The sequence below is a fragment of the Xenorhabdus sp. PB61.4 genome, assembly GCF_963894935.1.
GTDB lineage: Bacteria > Pseudomonadota > Gammaproteobacteria > Enterobacterales > Enterobacteriaceae > Xenorhabdus > Xenorhabdus stockiae.
The window spans coordinates 1-17,344 of record NZ_CAWQJR010000224.1 but is presented as its reverse complement, the minus strand read 5'-3'; the positions used below and the strand labels follow the sequence as shown (position 1 = coordinate 17,344).

17 protein-coding genes are annotated in these 17,344 nt (G+C 43.7%); 12 read left to right on the top strand and 5 right to left on the bottom strand.

The features are described 5' to 3' along the window. Positions 1-360 precede the first annotated feature (360 nt). Positions 361-1,287, top strand: a complete 927-nt coding sequence (gene tus, locus AACX68_RS19800; RefSeq protein WP_228860266.1) for a DNA replication terminus site-binding protein — start codon at positions 361-363, stop codon at positions 1,285-1,287. A gap of 56 nt (positions 1,288-1,343) precedes the next feature. Here tus and fumC read toward each other — a convergent pair whose 3' ends face one another. Then, positions 1,344-2,738 carry a class II fumarate hydratase gene (gene fumC, locus AACX68_RS19795; RefSeq protein ID WP_228860265.1) on the bottom strand — a complete coding sequence of 465 codons (1,395 nt, stop codon included), beginning with the start codon at positions 2,736-2,738 and terminating at the stop codon, positions 1,344-1,346. 201 nt (positions 2,739-2,939) lie between these two features. Between fumC and manA the strand changes: the two genes are divergently transcribed. The 3 genes from manA to add all read left to right on the top strand — a co-directional run bounded on the left by manA (position 2,940) and on the right by add (position 6,964). After that, on the top strand, positions 2,940-4,115 hold the full coding sequence (gene manA / locus AACX68_RS19790; protein ID WP_228860264.1) for a mannose-6-phosphate isomerase: 1,176 nt from the start codon (positions 2,940-2,942) through the stop codon (positions 4,113-4,115). Positions 4,116-4,284: 169 nt separating this feature from the next. Beyond that, positions 4,285-5,787, top strand: a complete 1,503-nt coding sequence (locus AACX68_RS19785; protein WP_228860263.1) for a YdgA family protein — start codon at positions 4,285-4,287, stop codon at positions 5,785-5,787. 175 nt (positions 5,788-5,962) lie between these two features. Next, positions 5,963-6,964, top strand: coding sequence for an adenosine deaminase (gene add / locus AACX68_RS19780; RefSeq protein WP_228860262.1), 1,002 nt, complete (start codon positions 5,963-5,965; stop codon positions 6,962-6,964). A gap of 74 nt (positions 6,965-7,038) precedes the next feature. Here add and AACX68_RS19775 read toward each other — a convergent pair whose 3' ends face one another. Both AACX68_RS19775 and AACX68_RS19770 read right to left on the bottom strand, forming a co-directional pair. Then, the gene (locus AACX68_RS19775) at positions 7,039-8,019 is read right to left on the bottom strand and encodes a bile acid:sodium symporter family protein (RefSeq protein WP_228860261.1); all 981 of its coding nucleotides are present in this window, start codon (positions 8,017-8,019) and stop codon (positions 7,039-7,041) included. A gap of 45 nt (positions 8,020-8,064) precedes the next feature. Continuing rightward, the gene (locus tag AACX68_RS19770; protein ID WP_228860260.1) at positions 8,065-9,105 is read right to left on the bottom strand and encodes an oxidoreductase; all 1,041 of its coding nucleotides are present in this window, start codon (positions 9,103-9,105) and stop codon (positions 8,065-8,067) included. Positions 9,106-9,234: 129 nt separating this feature from the next. On the opposite strand from AACX68_RS19770, the gene AACX68_RS19765 reads away from it, so the two are divergent. From AACX68_RS19765 to nth, 8 genes are all read left to right on the top strand, one after another. Next, positions 9,235-9,675: a DUF2569 domain-containing protein gene (locus AACX68_RS19765; protein ID WP_099111458.1), complete on the top strand. Its 441-nt coding sequence runs from the start codon at positions 9,235-9,237 to the stop codon at positions 9,673-9,675. A 117-nt stretch (positions 9,676-9,792) separates the two neighbouring features. Beyond that, positions 9,793-10,374 (top strand): electron transport complex subunit RsxA, encoded by a 582-nt coding sequence (gene rsxA, locus AACX68_RS19760; RefSeq protein ID WP_228860259.1) that lies wholly within the window; start codon positions 9,793-9,795, stop codon positions 10,372-10,374. Then, positions 10,374-10,997: an electron transport complex subunit RsxB gene (rsxB, locus tag AACX68_RS19755; RefSeq protein WP_228860258.1), complete on the top strand. Its 624-nt coding sequence runs from the start codon at positions 10,374-10,376 to the stop codon at positions 10,995-10,997. The genes rsxA and rsxB overlap by 1 nt, the downstream gene beginning before the upstream one ends. Beyond that, positions 10,990-13,239, top strand: coding sequence for an electron transport complex subunit RsxC (gene rsxC, locus AACX68_RS19750; RefSeq protein ID WP_228860257.1), 2,250 nt, complete (start codon positions 10,990-10,992; stop codon positions 13,237-13,239). The genes rsxB and rsxC overlap by 8 nt, the downstream gene beginning before the upstream one ends. Before the next feature lie 12 nt (positions 13,240-13,251). Continuing rightward, complete coding sequence (gene rsxD, locus AACX68_RS19745) at positions 13,252-14,331, top strand: electron transport complex subunit RsxD (RefSeq protein WP_228860256.1); 1,080 nt, start codon at positions 13,252-13,254, stop codon at positions 14,329-14,331. A 10-nt stretch (positions 14,332-14,341) separates the two neighbouring features. Continuing rightward, entirely contained in the window at positions 14,342-14,968 is a 627-nt protein-coding gene (rsxG, locus tag AACX68_RS19740; protein WP_099124935.1) for an electron transport complex subunit RsxG, read from the top strand. After that, positions 14,969-15,673 (top strand): electron transport complex subunit E, encoded by a 705-nt coding sequence (locus tag AACX68_RS19735; RefSeq protein ID WP_228860255.1) that lies wholly within the window; start codon positions 14,969-14,971, stop codon positions 15,671-15,673. It begins immediately after the preceding gene. 14 nt (positions 15,674-15,687) lie between these two features. Then, a complete protein-coding gene (nth, locus tag AACX68_RS19730; RefSeq protein ID WP_228860254.1) occupies positions 15,688-16,320 on the top strand; it encodes an endonuclease III in 633 nt (210 codons plus the stop codon). Between the two features lie 205 nt (positions 16,321-16,525). On the opposite strand, the gene AACX68_RS19725 is transcribed toward nth, so the two are convergent. Together AACX68_RS19725 and AACX68_RS19720 are read right to left on the bottom strand one after the other, a co-directional pair. Then, positions 16,526-16,840 (bottom strand): hypothetical protein, encoded by a 315-nt coding sequence (locus AACX68_RS19725; protein WP_228860253.1) that lies wholly within the window; start codon positions 16,838-16,840, stop codon positions 16,526-16,528. A 4-nt stretch (positions 16,841-16,844) separates the two neighbouring features. Beyond that, positions 16,845-17,150, bottom strand: a complete 306-nt coding sequence (locus AACX68_RS19720; RefSeq protein ID WP_228860252.1) for a hypothetical protein — start codon at positions 17,148-17,150, stop codon at positions 16,845-16,847. Positions 17,151-17,344 lie beyond the last annotated feature (194 nt).

Genomic DNA, 17,344 nt, shown 5'->3' with positions numbered 1-17,344 from the left:
ATAATTTTATTAAAAGAATTCACTGGCTTAATTAATTTATTCATATCAAACCACCCCGGAATAACATCCATAAAAAATAAAAATTTTTCTCATACGCTTTGAAAAATGAAGAGTGCTTTATCCCAACCGATTTCAAAAAACTCTCCCAATAGCATAGCGAAGTAATCACACATTTAGCTTTTATCATAATGTAGAAATAATTGGCAATAACCAATTTAAAAGATAATTTGCCATGAACTTCCCTATTTGGCTTTATTTTCTTTTGTTCTGGATAGTTGCACTGGATTTTTTATGCTTTAATTAGTATGTTGTAACTAAATATGAGAAGATCCACTAGAATATGAGTGTAAGCGTTCGAATATGAATAAATACCTTTCAATAGAGTCACTTACTTCTTGCTTTAAAAAACAGGAAAAAAAATTAGCTGAATTGGCTGAACTGTTGATGAAATATCCCCTTATTGATGCCCAGGTATTCCAATTGCCACAAATTGAAAAAGGCGATGAACATGAACAGATTACTGAAATTGAAGTCTCTCCTCTACAGGGTGAAGATGCCCTTAACTTAGGTTTACGGTTTTATCAGAAGTTATTCATACATCATAATCATCCCAATATCAGCAGCAAAGCCGCAAGCCGATTACCGGGAGCATTATGTTTTTCTGTCAGCCAGCAGCAATATAAAGCGGCCATGAGCATTATTGATGATGTTAACGAGTTAAAAACAGAACTGGAAAATATAGTAACTAAAGAGTCAGGCGTCAGCAAAGAACAGCGGTTTGAATTCGTTCATGATCATTTACGCGGTTTAATTACCTTAAATGCCTATCGAACGATTACCCCACTCGTAGATCCGGATACTATCAACTTTGGCTGGGCCAATAAAAACATCATTAATAAAGTGACAAAGCAACAAATTCTGGAAAGGCTGGAAAAGAGTTATAATTCTGGTCGTGCAGTCCCACCCTACTCCAGCGATCAGTGGACTGCGTTGGTCGCATTGGAAATCACCGATATTAAGAAGTTGCCTGATGATGTAGTTTTGAAAATTAAACGACCAGTAAAAGTACAGCCTATTGCACGAGTCTGGTATTCAGAAATACAAAAACAGGTTCAATATGCCTGCCCTCTCCCCATCATCGCTTTCTATACAAAAGAGAGTGGAGTAACCCCCAAAGTAGGTTCACTGCCAAATTATAACGCCAATACAATCAAATACCGCCACAAACCCAAAGCTAAGCCGCTTGAGCTGATAATCCCTCGTTTACATCTTTATCGGGAAATATAAAACAAAAAACCGGAGGAAAAACCTCCGGTTCCACATCAGCCATTAATAGGCAAGAGTTACTTCATACTGCCAACCATATCTTCCGGACGAACCCAAGCGTCAAATTCAGCTTCAGTCAGGTAACCCAACTGCATTGCTGATTGTTTCAGAGTCAGACCTTCTTTATGTGCTTTTTTAGCAATTTCTGCTGCTTTGTCATAACCAATATGGGTATTCAGAGCAGTTACCAGCATCAGCGATTCATTCAACAATTGAGTAATGCGATCACGATTAGGCTCAATTCCAATAGCACAATGCTCATTGAAGCTACGCATGCCATCAGCCAACAGACGAACGGACTGCAAGAAGTTATGAATTACCATTGGACGGAATACGTTCAGCTCAAAGTTACCGGACGCACCACCAATATTGACAGCCACATCGTTACCCATAACCTGCGCGCACAACATAGTCATAGCTTCACACTGAGTCGGGTTTACTTTACCCGGCATAATGGAGCTACCCGGCTCATTTTCAGGGATAGAAATTTCACCGATACCACAGCGAGGGCCGGAAGCCAACCAGCGAACATCGTTGGCAATTTTCATTAATGATGAAGCCAGACCTTTCAGTGCACCATGGGAATGAACCAGTGCATCACAAGTGCCTAATGCTTCAAATTTGTTTGGTGAAGTGATGAAAGGCTGACCGGATAATTCAGCGATTTTTTTCGCAACACGAACGGCATATTCAGGGTGAGTATTCAGACCTGTACCAACTGCTGTTCCGCCCAGCGCCAGTTCACAAACATGGGGGATGCTGTTTTCGATGTGTTTCAGGTTATGAGCCAGCATTGCTGCCCAACCTGAAATTTCCTGACCTAAAGTCAGTGGTGTTGCATCCTGTAGGTGAGTACGGCCAATTTTTACGATATCTCTAAACGCTTCTGCTTTATCTGCCAGCGTTTTTTGCAGAACATTCAACTCAGGTAACAGATGCTCACGTAATGCGATAACTGCCGCAACATGCATTGCTGTCGGGAAGACGTCATTAGAGCTTTGGCTCTTATTAACATCATCATTAGGGTGGATCAGGCGTTCATTACCTCTTTGACCACCAAGGATCTCACTACCACGGTTCGCCAGCACTTCATTCATGTTCATGTTACTTTGAGTGCCAGAACCCGTTTGCCAGATAGCGAGAGGGAATTCTGTCGGGTGTTTATCTTCCAACACCTCTTTCGCCGCAGCGATAATTGCATCACCGCGTTCCTTAGGTAAAAGGCCCAGATCCATATTAACACTGGCCGCGGCCTGCTTGGTTAACGCAAGAGCATGAATCAATGCAACAGGCATTTTTTCCTGAGAAATGCGGAAATGCTCCAGTGAGCGCTGAGTTTGCGCTCCCCATAATTGGTCAGCAGGTACTTCGATAGGTCCCATTGAGTCTTTTTCAATGCGAGTGGCTGCCATTACTATCTCCTTAGCACACAGAATAATTGAATACGCCGGATCCAACTGTTTTTAACTCACCCAACAGTGCAGATAAATTAATCGGCATCTCTTTATAATGCCATAAATTTATTATCGATAATGCGACCTAATCGTGTTTATTGTATTGTTGTCATATAAAGTTGTTGTATAAATAAGTTTTTTTATTACAGGAAACCCGCCATGCTGAAAATGACCAACCAAATCCAACATTATGATTGGGGAAGTACAACCGCACTGACCGATATTTATGGTATCGCGAATCCGGATAATCAGCCTATGGCAGAGCTATGGATGGGCGCACATCCCAAATGCAGTTCTCAGGTAGCTGATCCTGAAACGGGCCAGTCTATTGCCCTGAATCAGCTTATCGCTCAGGACCCGGAAAAATATCTGGGTAAAAAAGTCGCCATGCAGTTCGGGCGGCTACCTTTTTTATTTAAAGTCTTGTGCGCAGCTCAGCCACTTTCTATTCAGGTGCATCCGGATAAATTATCGGCAGAAAAAGGTTTTGCCAGAGAAAATGCTGCGGGTATTCCTCTGAATTCACCCCAGCGTAATTATAAAGATGATAACCATAAGCCTGAATTAGTGTATGCGCTGACCCCATTCAAAGCGATGAACGCTTTCCGGCCTTTATCAGAAATAACTGAGCTACTGAGCTATGTCTCGAACGCACACCCTGATATTCAGCCATTTATTCAACACCCTACCGAGCAGGGTTTATCGTTCCTTTTTGCTCAGTTACTAAATATGCAGGGTAAACAGAAAAGTTTAGCGCTTGCGGTATTGAAATCGGCATTGAATAGCCGTCAGGGAGAGCCATGGGAGACGATTAAAAAAATGACAGAATTTTATCCCGACGATAATGGTCTGTTTACTCCTCTCCTGCTCAATATTGTGGAATTACAACCGGGTCAGGCCATGTTTCTCTATGCCCGCACTCCTCATGCTTATCTTGAAGGCGTTGCATTGGAAGTTATGGCAAATTCAGATAATGTCCTTCGCGCCGGCTTAACCAGCAAACATATCGATGTTCCTGAATTGATGGCAAATCTGGAATTTACCTCTAAACCCGCTGCTACCTTGTTAACTATCCCAACACAAGAAAAAGAAGCTCTGAATTATTCTGTTCCAGTCAACGATTTTCATTTTTCTATTTATGCTGTTTCAGGGCAGCCGATAACGCTGGAAAATGATTCCGCATCGGTTCTCTTTTGTTCTGGTGGTCAGATAACAATCAAGTCTGCTGAGCAGGAACTGAAACTATATGCTAGTGAATCCATCTTCTTAGCCGCGGCAGAGAAAAATGTAACTATTTATGGTAACGGGAAATTTGCCTTAGTATCTAATAAATAATTATGATTCATCTAGTTACAAAATAACCCATCAGTAGTTAATCACACTTTTATTGAAAAGTGATTAAAAGTTCTCTAGTTAATCTATACAATTAACAACTATTTTTTACACAAAGACATATCGCATATGGCAATAATGCCGTATGCGCAAAAAAGGATGGAATTCCCACATGAAAAAATCGCTAGTAGCTGTAGGTGTTATTGTTGCTTTAGGTGCAGCATGGACAGGCGCGTCCTGGTACACAGGGAAGCAGGTTGAAGCGCGTATGGATGCAGCACTCCAAAAAGCAAATACGAAACTGGCCGAAAAGATGCCAGATCTTGGATTAGAATTGCAGAAAAAAGATGTGAAACGCGGCATCTTTAGCACGGATGTCCAACTTGCTCTTACTAGCAAACTTGATAAGAAAGACGGTATTGTTATCGCATCCAATATTGAGCATGGGCCTTTCCCTCTTTCCGATATTGCTAAATTTAAATTTGGCCCTAAATTAGCATTAATCCATTCCGAGCTAAAAGACGGTGAATTACTGAAAGAACTATTTGAAATCACCAAAAATAAATCCTTACTTAATGTAGATACCAGTGTCGCGTATGATGGGAATTTATCTTTTGGTATCAATATCATTCCTGTTGATTACACCACTGAAAAAGGCCTCCACTGGGTCATTTCAGGAGCAAATGTAACCATAGATACTAATAAGGATTTCAGTGAAATTACATCCACAGGAAAAAGCGATGAAATAAAATTTGTTCAGCCTGCTCAGCAAGACACCGAATTTAAAATGAAAAATTTAAGTTTTTCATTTAATAGCAAAAAAAATCAATCTGGTATCTATCTCGGTGACACTTCATCAAACATAGACGAAGTGAGCCTGAGTGGATTTGGTGAAGATATGATGTCCATTAACGGTATCAAATCTTTTTCTACCTTTACTGAAGGTGAAAAGAACAATCTGGATGGAAAATATTCTCTTACCGTTGATGGCATCAAAGTTAAAAACCAGGATTTTGGTTCAGCCAAATTTGTGTTAGGCATGTACCATCTTGATAATCAAGCCTACAGTAAGGTAGACCGGGCAACTTATGAAGCTCTCTTCAAAACAATTAATTCTTTTGATATAGAAAAATATTCTCAGATTACAGATGCTGCGCTGATGGAAAACCTACCCGCGTTGCTGAAACATAATCCAACATTCACCCTCGAAACGCTTAGCTTCAAAAATAGCAAAGGCGAAAGTACAGCTAACTTCACAACGACTCTGAATAACCTTCCTGACGATTTCAGTAAGCTACAAAATAGTAATCAAGAAGAAATCATTCGTAGTCTGATCAAAAACTTCTCACTTGACATTAAGCTATCAAAACCAATGCTGACAGAATCCATCGCTCTGTCTGCGATGGTCAGGGGTGAAAACAGGGAAGCAGCCGATGCTACCGGAAAAAGTGTTGTGCAAATGATTGAAGCACAAGCTACGGCACTTAACTTATTTACCCATACTGATGACTCCATTGACATGAATCTCAATTATGCCGATGACAAGGTCAAATTTAACGGTGAAGAGTTCGACCTGCATCAATTCCTGCTTGATCATAATCTGATCGACTCCTATGATGGTGCCGATGAGCAAAATCAGCATGATGGTGAAGCTAATCTTCCTGCTGCTGAGTAACACAAAACCCTATCAAGGTTCTCTATAAGAAAGTACATGCTGAGGCTGGAGAAGCCTAAACAGCGCAAACATCGTAAAAAAAATCGATAGATAGTACTTTCATTGCCAGTCAATGCGTTGACTGGCTTTTTTGTATACTTTTTATGATAACTTTATAAAACAAAAAGGATAAAAAATGATTGATACACAGCTTCCGCTGACCGATTTACACCGCCACCTTGACGGTAACATTCGTCCCGAAACAATTCTCGATCTTGGTCGTCAACACAATATCATTCTTCCTGCCTATGAGCTGGAAGCTCTGCGTCCTCATGTTCAGATCATTGAAAGTGAGCCAGATCTCGTCAGTTTCCTGCAAAAACTTGACTGGGGCGTTACTGTACTGGCTGATTTGGATGCCTGCCGCCGCGTTGCTGTAGAAAACGTCGAAGATGCCGTTAATGCCGGTCTGGATTATGCTGAGCTGCGTTTCTCTCCTTACTATATGGCAATGAAACACCAGCTCCCTGTTGAAGGAGTCGTGGAAGCCGTCATCGATGGCATTCATTCCGCCAGCAAGCAGCACGATATCCAAATCCGTCTGATTGGTATTCTGAGCAGAACGTTCGGAGAAAAAGCCTGTTCTGAGGAGTTAGCCGGTCTGCTCGCTCATAAGCAACATATTACTGCAATGGATTTGGCGGGTGATGAGCTGGGTTTCCCCGGGCATTTATTTGAACAACACTTTATTCAGGCCCGTGATGCAGGCTGGAATATCAGCGTACACGCCGGAGAAGCTGCAGGTGCAGAAAGTATCTGGCACGCGATTCGTGAACTGGGAGCAACCCGAATTGGTCATGGTGTTAAAGCCATTACCGATCCGGCACTGATGGATTATTTGGCAGAGCACCGTATTGGTATTGAATCCTGCCTGACATCAAACCTGCAAACCAGCACTGTCAGCGCTTTATCCGCTCACCCACTGAAAAAGTTCCTTGAACATGGCATTCTGGCATCTATCAATACTGATGATCCGGCTGTTGAAGGAATTGAAATTCGTCATGAGTACCATGTTGCCGCCCCTGCCGCAGGCTTGTCCCCAGAGCAAATCCGACTGGCACAGATAAATGGTCTGGAAACCGCATTCCTCAGCGAAGCGGAGAAACAGACATTAAGAATGAAAGTCGCAAACCGTTAACAGCGATTTAATCCTATATCAAACTGAGGATATGCGAGTATAAAGGCAGAAGTTACTCTGCCTTTTTTGAACAATTAGACCTTTTTTGAACGTCTGGCATATCGATTGGCGAGTACAGCACAAACCATCAGCTGGATTTGATGGAATATCATCAGTGGCAACAGCATAATGCCCACCATTGCGGCCGGAAATAGCACATTTGCCATCGGTACACCATTGGCAAGACTTTTCTTCGAACCACAAAAAACGATTGTGATCTCATCTTCTTTACTGAACCCCAGTAAGCGTGAGCTGTATACATTGATGGTTAATACCACAGCAAGCAGAACACAGCAGACAATACCGATCATTATCAGTGAGTAAGCATCAATTTTATGCCAGATTCCTTCGACAACGGCTTCGCTGAATGCAACATAAACCACCAGCAAAATAGATGACCGATCGGTGATATTAACCAGTTTTTTATGCTTTTCGACCCAATTAGCAATTAATGGACGTGACAGATGGCCAACAATAAAAGGCACCATCAATTGCAGGATAATATCTTTTATCGCCTGCCATGTATCAGGATGGCTTCCACCATCATGCGTCTGGATAAGGTAACCGACAAGTAGAGGTGAGAGAAATATTCCCAGTAAGCTGGAAGCAGAAGCACTGCATATCGCTGCGGCAACATTGCCTTTGGCAACAGAGGTAAAAGCGATGGCTGACTGCACCGTGGCTGGTAATGCGCAAAGATACAGAAAACCCATGTAAACAGACGGCGACATCCATTCCGGCACAATGAAATGTAACCCCATACCCAGTACAGGAAACAAAACAAACGTGCTCAGAAAGATAACCAGATGCAAACGCCAGTGCCCTATTCCTGCCAGAATGGCATCACGCGAAAGTTTGGCTCCATGCATAAAAAATAACAGTGCAATGGCTGCTGTAGTCAGGTACTGGAACCACGTTTTCACTTCCCCTTCACAGGGAAAAAACGATGCAATCATGACCACTGTAAGCAGTGTTAACAGAAAAGGATCTATTTTTAATTTTTGCAACCAATTCATCAGTACCCTTCCTCTTGCCTCAGGATTACTCCATCACTAAATCAGTCAATCGATAACGACTGTGCGTTGCTCTTTCGCTGATTTTTCACCTGCTTCAATCAGTTTCATAATCAGGATAGCTTCCTCCGCCGTCACAGGATTCGGTTTTCCCGCCAAAATAGCATCACGGACAGCAGCATAATACGCGCCATAATTACCCGGTAAATTAGGAACAGTCTGTGTAATCAGATTATCATTTTGTGACACTGTCACATGACCCTCACGCGCATCATATCCCCAATTTTCTTGTGTCAGGCTTTCCCCGGCCTTCAGACAATCTTCCTGTGTATCTAAACCATATTTTACGTAACTGCCAGACATACCATGTAAGGTATAAATAGGAGATTCTGCGGCAACAAGCATTGATGCATGTAATACAACTTTCAGCGTAGGGTATTTTAGCTGAGCATGGAAGTAATCAGCAGTTTCAGCATTTGGACGTATTATGCCCAAATCGGTTGTAATGGCCTGAGGTTTGCCAAAAAGCTGCACCGCCTGATCCAATAAATGAGGGCCTAAATCATACCAAATCCCGCTGCCTGCACCTGCCGCCTCTCTCCAGCGTTGACGTACAGCCGGACGATAACGGTCAAAATGAGATTCATAATACTTTAATTCACCCAACACATTGTCTTTCAGTAGTGACTGAACTGTCAGAAAACCCGAATCCCAGCGACGATTATGAAATACCGATAGTAGTAAATTAGCCTCTTCTGCCTGTTTTTTGAGGGCTTCGGCTTCTGCAACCGTAATCGTGAAAGGCTTATCGACCACAACATGCTTTCCGGCAGCCAGCGCTTTTTGTGCTAATGGGAAATGTGTATCGTTAGGCGTTGGGATCACAATAAGATCAATGTCAGGATCGTTAAATAATGCTTCTGGAGAAGAAGCAACATGAATGTCCGGCCAGTCTTTTTTGACTTTCTCTGCATCACTGCTGGAAATAGCAACTAATTCCACATTCGGCGTTCCCGCAATTAATGGCGCATGAAACGTTTTACTGGCATAGCCATATCCAACCAGACCAACTTTCAGAAGATGACTCATAATGACCTCTCAACATTTACAAAAAGGATAAGAAAATATCACTTGCGGTGACTCATTAGCAAATAATCCTACTTCCTGTGTTACTATCTTTTTTATATTTGAATACCCATCATGGAGAGAATGTTTTGTATGTATCAATCCAATGATTATTACCGTATTAATGGTTGGCTATTAGCCCCTGCTGCTTATTTAGTCATGACATTTATTGCTGCCAGTACAATGTTAGTGTTATATGGAATAACCTATTCCTATCAAAGTACGTTAATTCATCGAATAGGTGGCGATTTCGCAGTCCAATGGTATATATCCGTATTAACCACGGCTATTATGTGGTGTTTTACGCTTTGGGTATTAAAATTGCTTTTTATTCGTTCAAAACGGTTCCCGCGTATTTTTATCATCTGGCTGACACTTTCAGTACTTATTGCTGTCAAAGCTTTTGCATTCTCCCCCATTTCAGATGAACTTGCAGTCAGCTCATTACTTTGGTCACTATTAGCTGCTGCTGTTTTTGTTCCTTATATTAAGCGCTCTTATCGGGTGAAAATGACTTTCACACAAGATCGATAACATCCCCCACAATTGGTTGTTATCATTGCCCCACTTGCCTCACCGCAACGTGGGGAGTTTCTGTCACTTTCACGACTATATTATTTTCATCAAATAATCTTATTTTCAGGTATAGCAATGACTGAATACCTTCTGTTATTTATTGGCACGGTTCTGGTCAATAACTTCGTTTTAGTGAAGTTTTTGGGCCTATGTCCGTTTATGGGTGTTTCAAAAAAACTTGAAACCGCTATTGGGATGGGAATGGCAACCACATTTGTCCTGACGCTTGCTTCCATCAGTTCATGGCTGGTAAATACTTATATTCTTATTTCATTAGATTTGGTTTATTTACGCACATTAAGTTTCATTCTTGTAATTGCTGTTGTCGTTCAGTTCACTGAGTTAGCCGTCCGTAAAACCAGCCCCTCACTTTACCGTTTATTAGGCATTTTCCTGCCTCTGATAACAACAAACTGTGCTGTACTCGGCGTAGCTCTGCTGAATGTCAATCAATCGCATAACTTTTTACAGTCTGCTGTATATGGTTTCGGCGCTGCGGCCGGATTTTCGCTTGTCATGGTGCTATTTGCAGCCATTCGTGAACGTCTGGCTGTTGCCAGTATACCTGCCCCTTTTCGTGGTTCATCGATAGGGCTTGTCACTGCGGGGTTAATGTCCCTTGCATTTATGGGCTTTAGTGGTTTGGTGAAATTCTGATGATATCTTTATGGATTGCTGTCGGCGTACTCAGTGTACTCGGGTTAATTTTCGGATTAATTCTGGGTTTTGCTGCTCGCCGTTTTAAAGTGGAAGAAGACCCAATAGTTGAAAAAGTTGATAATCTATTGCCACAAAGCCAGTGTGGGCAATGTGGCTATCCGGGCTGCCGACCTTATGCCGAGGCGGTTATCAACAATGGAGAGATGATCAACAAATGCGCTCCGGGCGGAGAGCAAGTGATGCTCAAAATGTCTGAATTGCTCGGCGTTGATCCGCAACCGCTGGATGGCGATGAAAGCATACAAAATCCGGCCAGAAAAGTTGCTTTTATTGATGAAGAAAATTGTATAGGCTGCACAAAATGTATTCAGGCCTGTCCTGTTGATGCAATTATCGGTGCAAACCGCGCAATGCATACCGTAGTTGAAGATCTCTGTACTGGCTGTGACTTATGTGTCGCCCCATGCCCGACCGATTGCATCACAATGATCCCTGTTGCCACTACCACATCCAACTGGAAATGGGATTTGAATGCCATTCCGGTCAAAAATATTCCTGCTGAACCAAATTCTTTGTTTATGTCATCTGTTAAGCCTGTTGAGGTTAAAGCCAATGTTTAACCCATTCAATTTGCTTACCAACAAAAACAAAATATGGGATTTTGATGGTGGCATTCATCCACCGGAAATGAAACTGCAATCCAGCCGGACACCATTACGCTATGCTCCGTTACCAGAAGAATTAATTATTCCCCTCCAGCAGCATATTGGCCCGGAGGGAGAGTTGCTGGTGAAAGCCGGAGATAAGGTATTGAAAGGCCAGCCACTGACACAGGGTTCTGGTAGAACCGTCCCTGTTCATGCTTCAACTTCCGGTACGATCACAGCCATTGAACCCTGCGTTACAGCTCACCCATCGGGCCTGAAAGAGTTGTGCGTCCGTTTGCTGCCGGATGGTCAAGATCAATGGTGCGAACAAGTTAAAACCTTAGATTACACATCCCTTGATGCTGATACTTTACTACAACGTATTCATGCATCAGGTATTGCTGGCCTTGGCGGAGCAGGGTTTCCGACAGCAGCAAAATTGAAAGGTGGCGGGAACTACATCAACACATTGATCATCAATGCAGCCGAATGTGAACCTTATATCACCGCAGATGATCGTCTGATGCAGGAACATGCCAGCGAGATCATTGAAGGCATCCGCATTCTGATGCATCTGCTTAATCCGAAGCAGGTTCTGATTGGTATTGAAGATAACAAACCAGAGGCGATCAGCGCTCTGAATCTTGCCCTGCAAGGTGATAAATCGATTGCCGTGCGTGTCATTCCGACAAAATACCCTTCCGGCGGTGCAAAGCAGCTAACCAAGATACTGACAGGCAAAGAAGTCCCATCTGGTGGCCGTTCTTCTGATATTGGTACCCTGATGCAGAACGTTGGTACTGTGGTGGCTATCAAACGGGCTATTATTGATGGGGAACCATTGATTGAGCGCGTTGTTACCCTGACAGGAGAAGCTGTTGCTTCACCCGGCAATTTCTGGGCACGTTTAGGAACACCTGTTCAATTTCTGCTACAACAGGCCGGGTTTATTCCTCAATCAGAGCAGATGGTCGTCATGGGTGGCCCGTTAATGGGTTTTACCCTGCCTGACTTGAGTGTCCCCATCGTCAAAATCAGCAACTGTATACTTGCGCCCTCTGTACAGGAAATGGAGCCAAAAACTGCGGAGGAAGCCTGCATCCGTTGTGGTTTATGTGTTGAGGCCTGCCCTGCCGGGTTATTGCCTCAACAGCTTTACTGGTTTAGCCGGGGCCAGGAACACGAAAAAGCCAAAAACCATAACTTATTTGACTGTATTGAGTGTGGGGCCTGTGCTTATGTCTGTCCTAGTAATATCCCGCTTGTTCAATACTACCGACAAGAAAAAGCCGAAATACGCGCCATTGATGCTGAAACCCGCCGGGCTGCCGAAGCTAAACTGAGGTTTGAAGCCAAACAGGCCCGTATGGAGCGGGAAAAACTGGCGCGTGAAGAACGTCATAAAAAAGCTGCCGTTCAGGTAGGCAATCAGGATACAAGTGCTGTACAGGCCGCACTGGCTCGCGTGAAAGAAAAACAATCCTCTGCGGGAGAGGAAATCACCGTACAAGCCGGTCAGTTACCTGATAATGCGGCAGCAATTGCAGCACGTAAGGCAAGAAAAGAACAATTACGCGCTCGCCAGGCTGAAAAACAGACAGCGAATGCAACTACAGCAACCGCAGACGCTGTAGAAAACGAAGAAGATCCTCGTAAAGCGGTTCTTGCAGCCGCCATTGCCCGCGCTAAAGCGAAAAAAGCGGCTCCGGATCAGCCTGAATCGGCACTCGCACCAGAAGTTCAGCCGGTGGTTTCGGAAGAAGCCGATCCGCGTAAAGCGGCTCTTGCAGCCGCCATTGCCCGTGCTAAAGCGAAAAAAGCCGCTCAGGCTCAGCCTGAATCGGCACCCACACCAGAAGTTCAGCCGGTAGTTTCGGAAGAAGCAGATCCACGTAAAGCCGCTGTCGCAGCCGCCATTGCCCGTGCTAAAGCGAAAAAAGCCGCTCAGGCTCAGCCTGAACCAGCACCTGTGCCAGAAGTTCAGCCTGCGCTTTCGGAAGAAGCGGACCCGCGTAAAGCCGCTGTCGCAGCCGCCATTGCCCGTGCCAAAGCGAAAAAAGCCGCTCAGGCTCAGCCTGAATCGGCACCCACACCAGAAGTTCAGCCGGTGGTTTCGGAAGAAGCGGATCCGCGTAAAGCCGCTGTCGCAGCAGCCATTGCGCGTGCCAAAGCGAAAAAAGCCGCTCAGGAAAAACAAGAAACTCTAACAGAATAGTGACATTTATCGATGAAATTTAGGCCAGTCAACACTGACAATAACCTGTTAAAAGTCGCCAGTTCGCCTTTTACACACAGTAAAAAAAATACCAGCCAAATTATGTTATGGGTGGTTTTTGCTGCCATACCCGGTATCGCACTACAAACTTACTTCTTTGGTTATGGAACACTAATCCAGATCTTATTGGCAGTTATTACCGCTCTGTTGGCAGAGTCCGCTGCTATCACATTAAAAAAACAGCTGGTTATTCCCTACCTGAAAGATAACTCTGCCTTAGTCACCGGATTGCTGCTTGGGATCAGCCTGCCACCGCTGGCACCGTGGTGGCTCATCATTCTGGGTACTTTCTCCGCCATTATCATTGCCAAGCATCTTTATGGCGGTCTGGGACAAAACCCATTTAATCCGGCGATGGTTGGTTATGTGGTTCTGCTTATCTCATTTCCGGTACAAATGACCAGCTGGATGCCCCCCGCTTCCTTACAGGCCGTTACTTTGACGCCCTGGGAGTGTCTGATGGTCATTTTCACAGGCCATACACCTGACGGCTCGACTTTGTTACAACTTTTACAGGGCATTGATGGATTAAGTCAGGCTACGCCGCTAGACAGCTTCAAAACCGGAAGACTGACACATGATATAAGTGAAGTATTACAACAGCCCATCTTGCAAGGGACTCTGGCAGGCATTGGCTGGCAGTGGATCAATGTGGCTTACCTGTTTGGCGGATTAATTATGCTGAACCGCAAAATCATTAGCTGGCATATTCCAACCGCATTTATTCTGGTACTGGGAAGCTGTGCCCTGATTAGCTGGCTGATTGATCCCGGTCGTTACTCACCGCCTTTATTACAGCTCTTTTCCGGAGCAACTATGTTAGGTGCGTTTTTTATCGCAACCGATCCGGTCAGCGCCTCAACAACACCGAAAGGCCGCCTGATTTACGGTGCCATTATTGGTTTACTGATTTGGATTATCCGAGTTTATGGTGGTTACCCGGATGCAGTCGCTTTCGCTGTTTTACTGGCAAACATCTGTGTACCTCTGATCGACAATTACACTCAGCCTCGCGCTTACGGTCATAAATAAGGGAGTGACTATGTTAGAAACTATGCGACGTCACGGTATTACTCTCGCTATTTTTGCCGCCTGCACGACAGGGTTAACAGCGGTTGTCTATTCCTTAACAAAGGACAGGATTGCCGAGCAGGCTGCATTACAGCATAAAATATTACTGGATCAGGTTGTTCCACCCGCTCTATATGATAACGATATGCCGAATGAATGTTATCTGGTAACAGCGGATGCTCTGGGCAGCCAACAACCTCATCGCCTCTATCTCGCCCGTAAAAATGGAATTCCTGTTGCGGCAGCACTGGAAAGCACTGCACCAGATGGTTATTCCGGCGCAATCCAATTGTTGGTCGGGGCTGACTTTTCCGGCAAGGTGTTTGGTGTTCGTGTGACGGAACACCATGAAACACCGGGATTAGGGGATAAAATTGATACCCGTATCTCCAATTGGATTTATGCGTTTTCCGGCAAAAAAATTACCTCACCAAGCGATCCGCACTGGGCGGTGAAAAAAGACGGCGGAGAATTTGATCAGTTTACCGGAGCAACTATTACCCCACGTGCCGTGGTCAACGCCGTTAAACGCACGGCAATCTATATGGAAACTATTCCGACACAACTCTCTTCATTACCGACATGTGGAGCCAAATAAATGAGTGAAACCAAGAACCTATTTTTTCAGGGGTTATGGAAGAACAACTCTGCATTAGTACAGCTTCTGGGGCTTTGCCCCCTTTTAGCCGTCTCTTCTACTGCCACCAACGCATTGGGTTTGGGGCTGGCAACAACACTGGTGCTGCTGAGTACCAATATTGCCGTATCCGCCCTGCGCCGCTGGGTTCCCCATGAAATCCGTATTCCGATTTATGTGATGATCATTGCCTCTGTCGTCAGTGCCGTTCAGATGTTAATCAATGCCTTTGCATTCGGGTTATATGAATCACTGGGCATTTTTATTCCGTTGATTGTGACTAACTGTATCGTTATCGGCCGTGCAGAAGCCTATGCATCAAAAAATTCTATCTATCACTCAGCGATTGATGGCATTGCTATGGGACTCGGAGCAACGTTTGCCCTGTTCGTACTGGGTGCGATGCGTGAAATTCTGGGCAATGGCACCCTGTTTGATGGTGCGGATTTGTTATTAGGAAGCTGGGCTAAAGTCCTGCGGATTGAAATTATTCATATGGATTCCCCATTCCTGCTCGCTATCCTGCCACCGGGAGCCTTTATCGGATTAGGATTAATGCTGGCGGGGAAATACATTATTGATGAACGCCTCAGAAACCGTTCAGAGAGCAAAACACGTCACTATGAAATGGATAAAGGTTGTGGCAGCAATATCACAAAAGGCTAAAGGTGTAATCACGCATGAATAGACAAAAACGGGTCGAAATTCTGACCCGCTTACGGGATAACAACCCAACACCAACCACTGAACTGGTTTTCAATTCACCGTTTGAATTATTGATTTCGGTATTGCTGTCTGCTCAGGCGACTGATGTCAGCGTGAATAAGGCAACAGCAAAACTGTATCCGGTTGCTAATACGCCACAAACTATTCTTGATTTAGGCGTTGATGGCTTAAAAGAGTATATAAAAACTATCGGGCTATATAACACCAAAGCCGAGAACGTGATTAAAACCTGCCGGATTCTGCTGGAAAAGCATCAAGGCGAAGTGCCGGAAGATCGCGCAGCACTGGAGGCATTACCGGGCGTGGGCCGTAAAACAGCCAACGTTGTGCTGAATACTGCGTTTGGCTGGCCGACTATTGCGGTTGATACCCATATTTTCCGCGTCAGCAACCGGACGCAGTTTGCACCGGGGAAAAACGTTGATGAAGTGGAAAAGAAACTGCTGAAAGTCGTCCCCGATGAGTTCAAGGTTGACTGTCATCACTGGCTGATTTTACACGGCCGCTATACTTGCATTGCCCGTAAACCACGCTGTGGATCTTGTATTATTGAAGATCTGTGTGAGTTTGAGGATAAGACAGAGTGATAAAAATTTATAAGTAAAAGATCCCAAATAAACCCAATTAAATGCACTCTTTGAGAGCTTTAATTCTTAAAACTCTGTACACGTAGAGTAATAATAAAAAGGCCGGAAGAGCAAAATGGATCTTTCCAGCCTTTTTGTCCCATGCTAAATAAGATTGACACTTTTCTTCGACAACTTGGGTGAATATGATTACCTCTTAATCAAATCAAGATAGGAGTTGAATAGCTTTATCCTGTAACTCGATTCCTATATCTTCAAGCTCATTTAGCATTTCTTCATCATACATTCCCTCTCTAAACGAAAATGCACCATACACATCCACGAAAGCAAGGGCTAGTTTTTTAGGTATTTCAGTTTTGTCATGATAGAAATCAATTAAAAAATCTAAGGCGTGATAAAGTATTTTTATTTCATCCATAGAAAACGAATTCTTTGTTCTTAGCCTTACAGGTATAGAATTTTCACCTAATAATTTATCAAATACTATGTTTTGAGCTATATCTTCATTCATTGATGTCATATCGTCACCCACATTTGGTTATTTTATCTGAAGGGATCTGACCTTCTATTAAAATTTCTTTAGAAGATGTGGCATAATTTGCTGCTGGGCCTTTTAGCCCTGCACTTGCTGCTTTTTCTGGGGTCGATACATCGATAATACTCTGATTACCTTTTGTATCGGGTATTACATCTTTAGTATCAAATTGCACTGTGGTCTGACCTGGTTCACGATATTTCTCTATAACTTTCCAATCAGTAGTCGTAGATATATATTGTGAACCTTTAAAATTAGGGTTACTACCATTTCTAACATGTCCTGCAGCGGTCATATCTCTCCCTGGAATTTTAGCTGATAAGCCACTTTCTATGTTTTCATCTGGTCTTAAGTTTCTATAAACAATTACTAAACCTAACGCGATGCTCGACTTTTATGATGAGTTGAAATGACATAGCCGCTCCTTTATAACTTTAAGTCGCCAAACTGAGAGAAATAAAGGAATAAAGGCTATGTCACATCAAGATT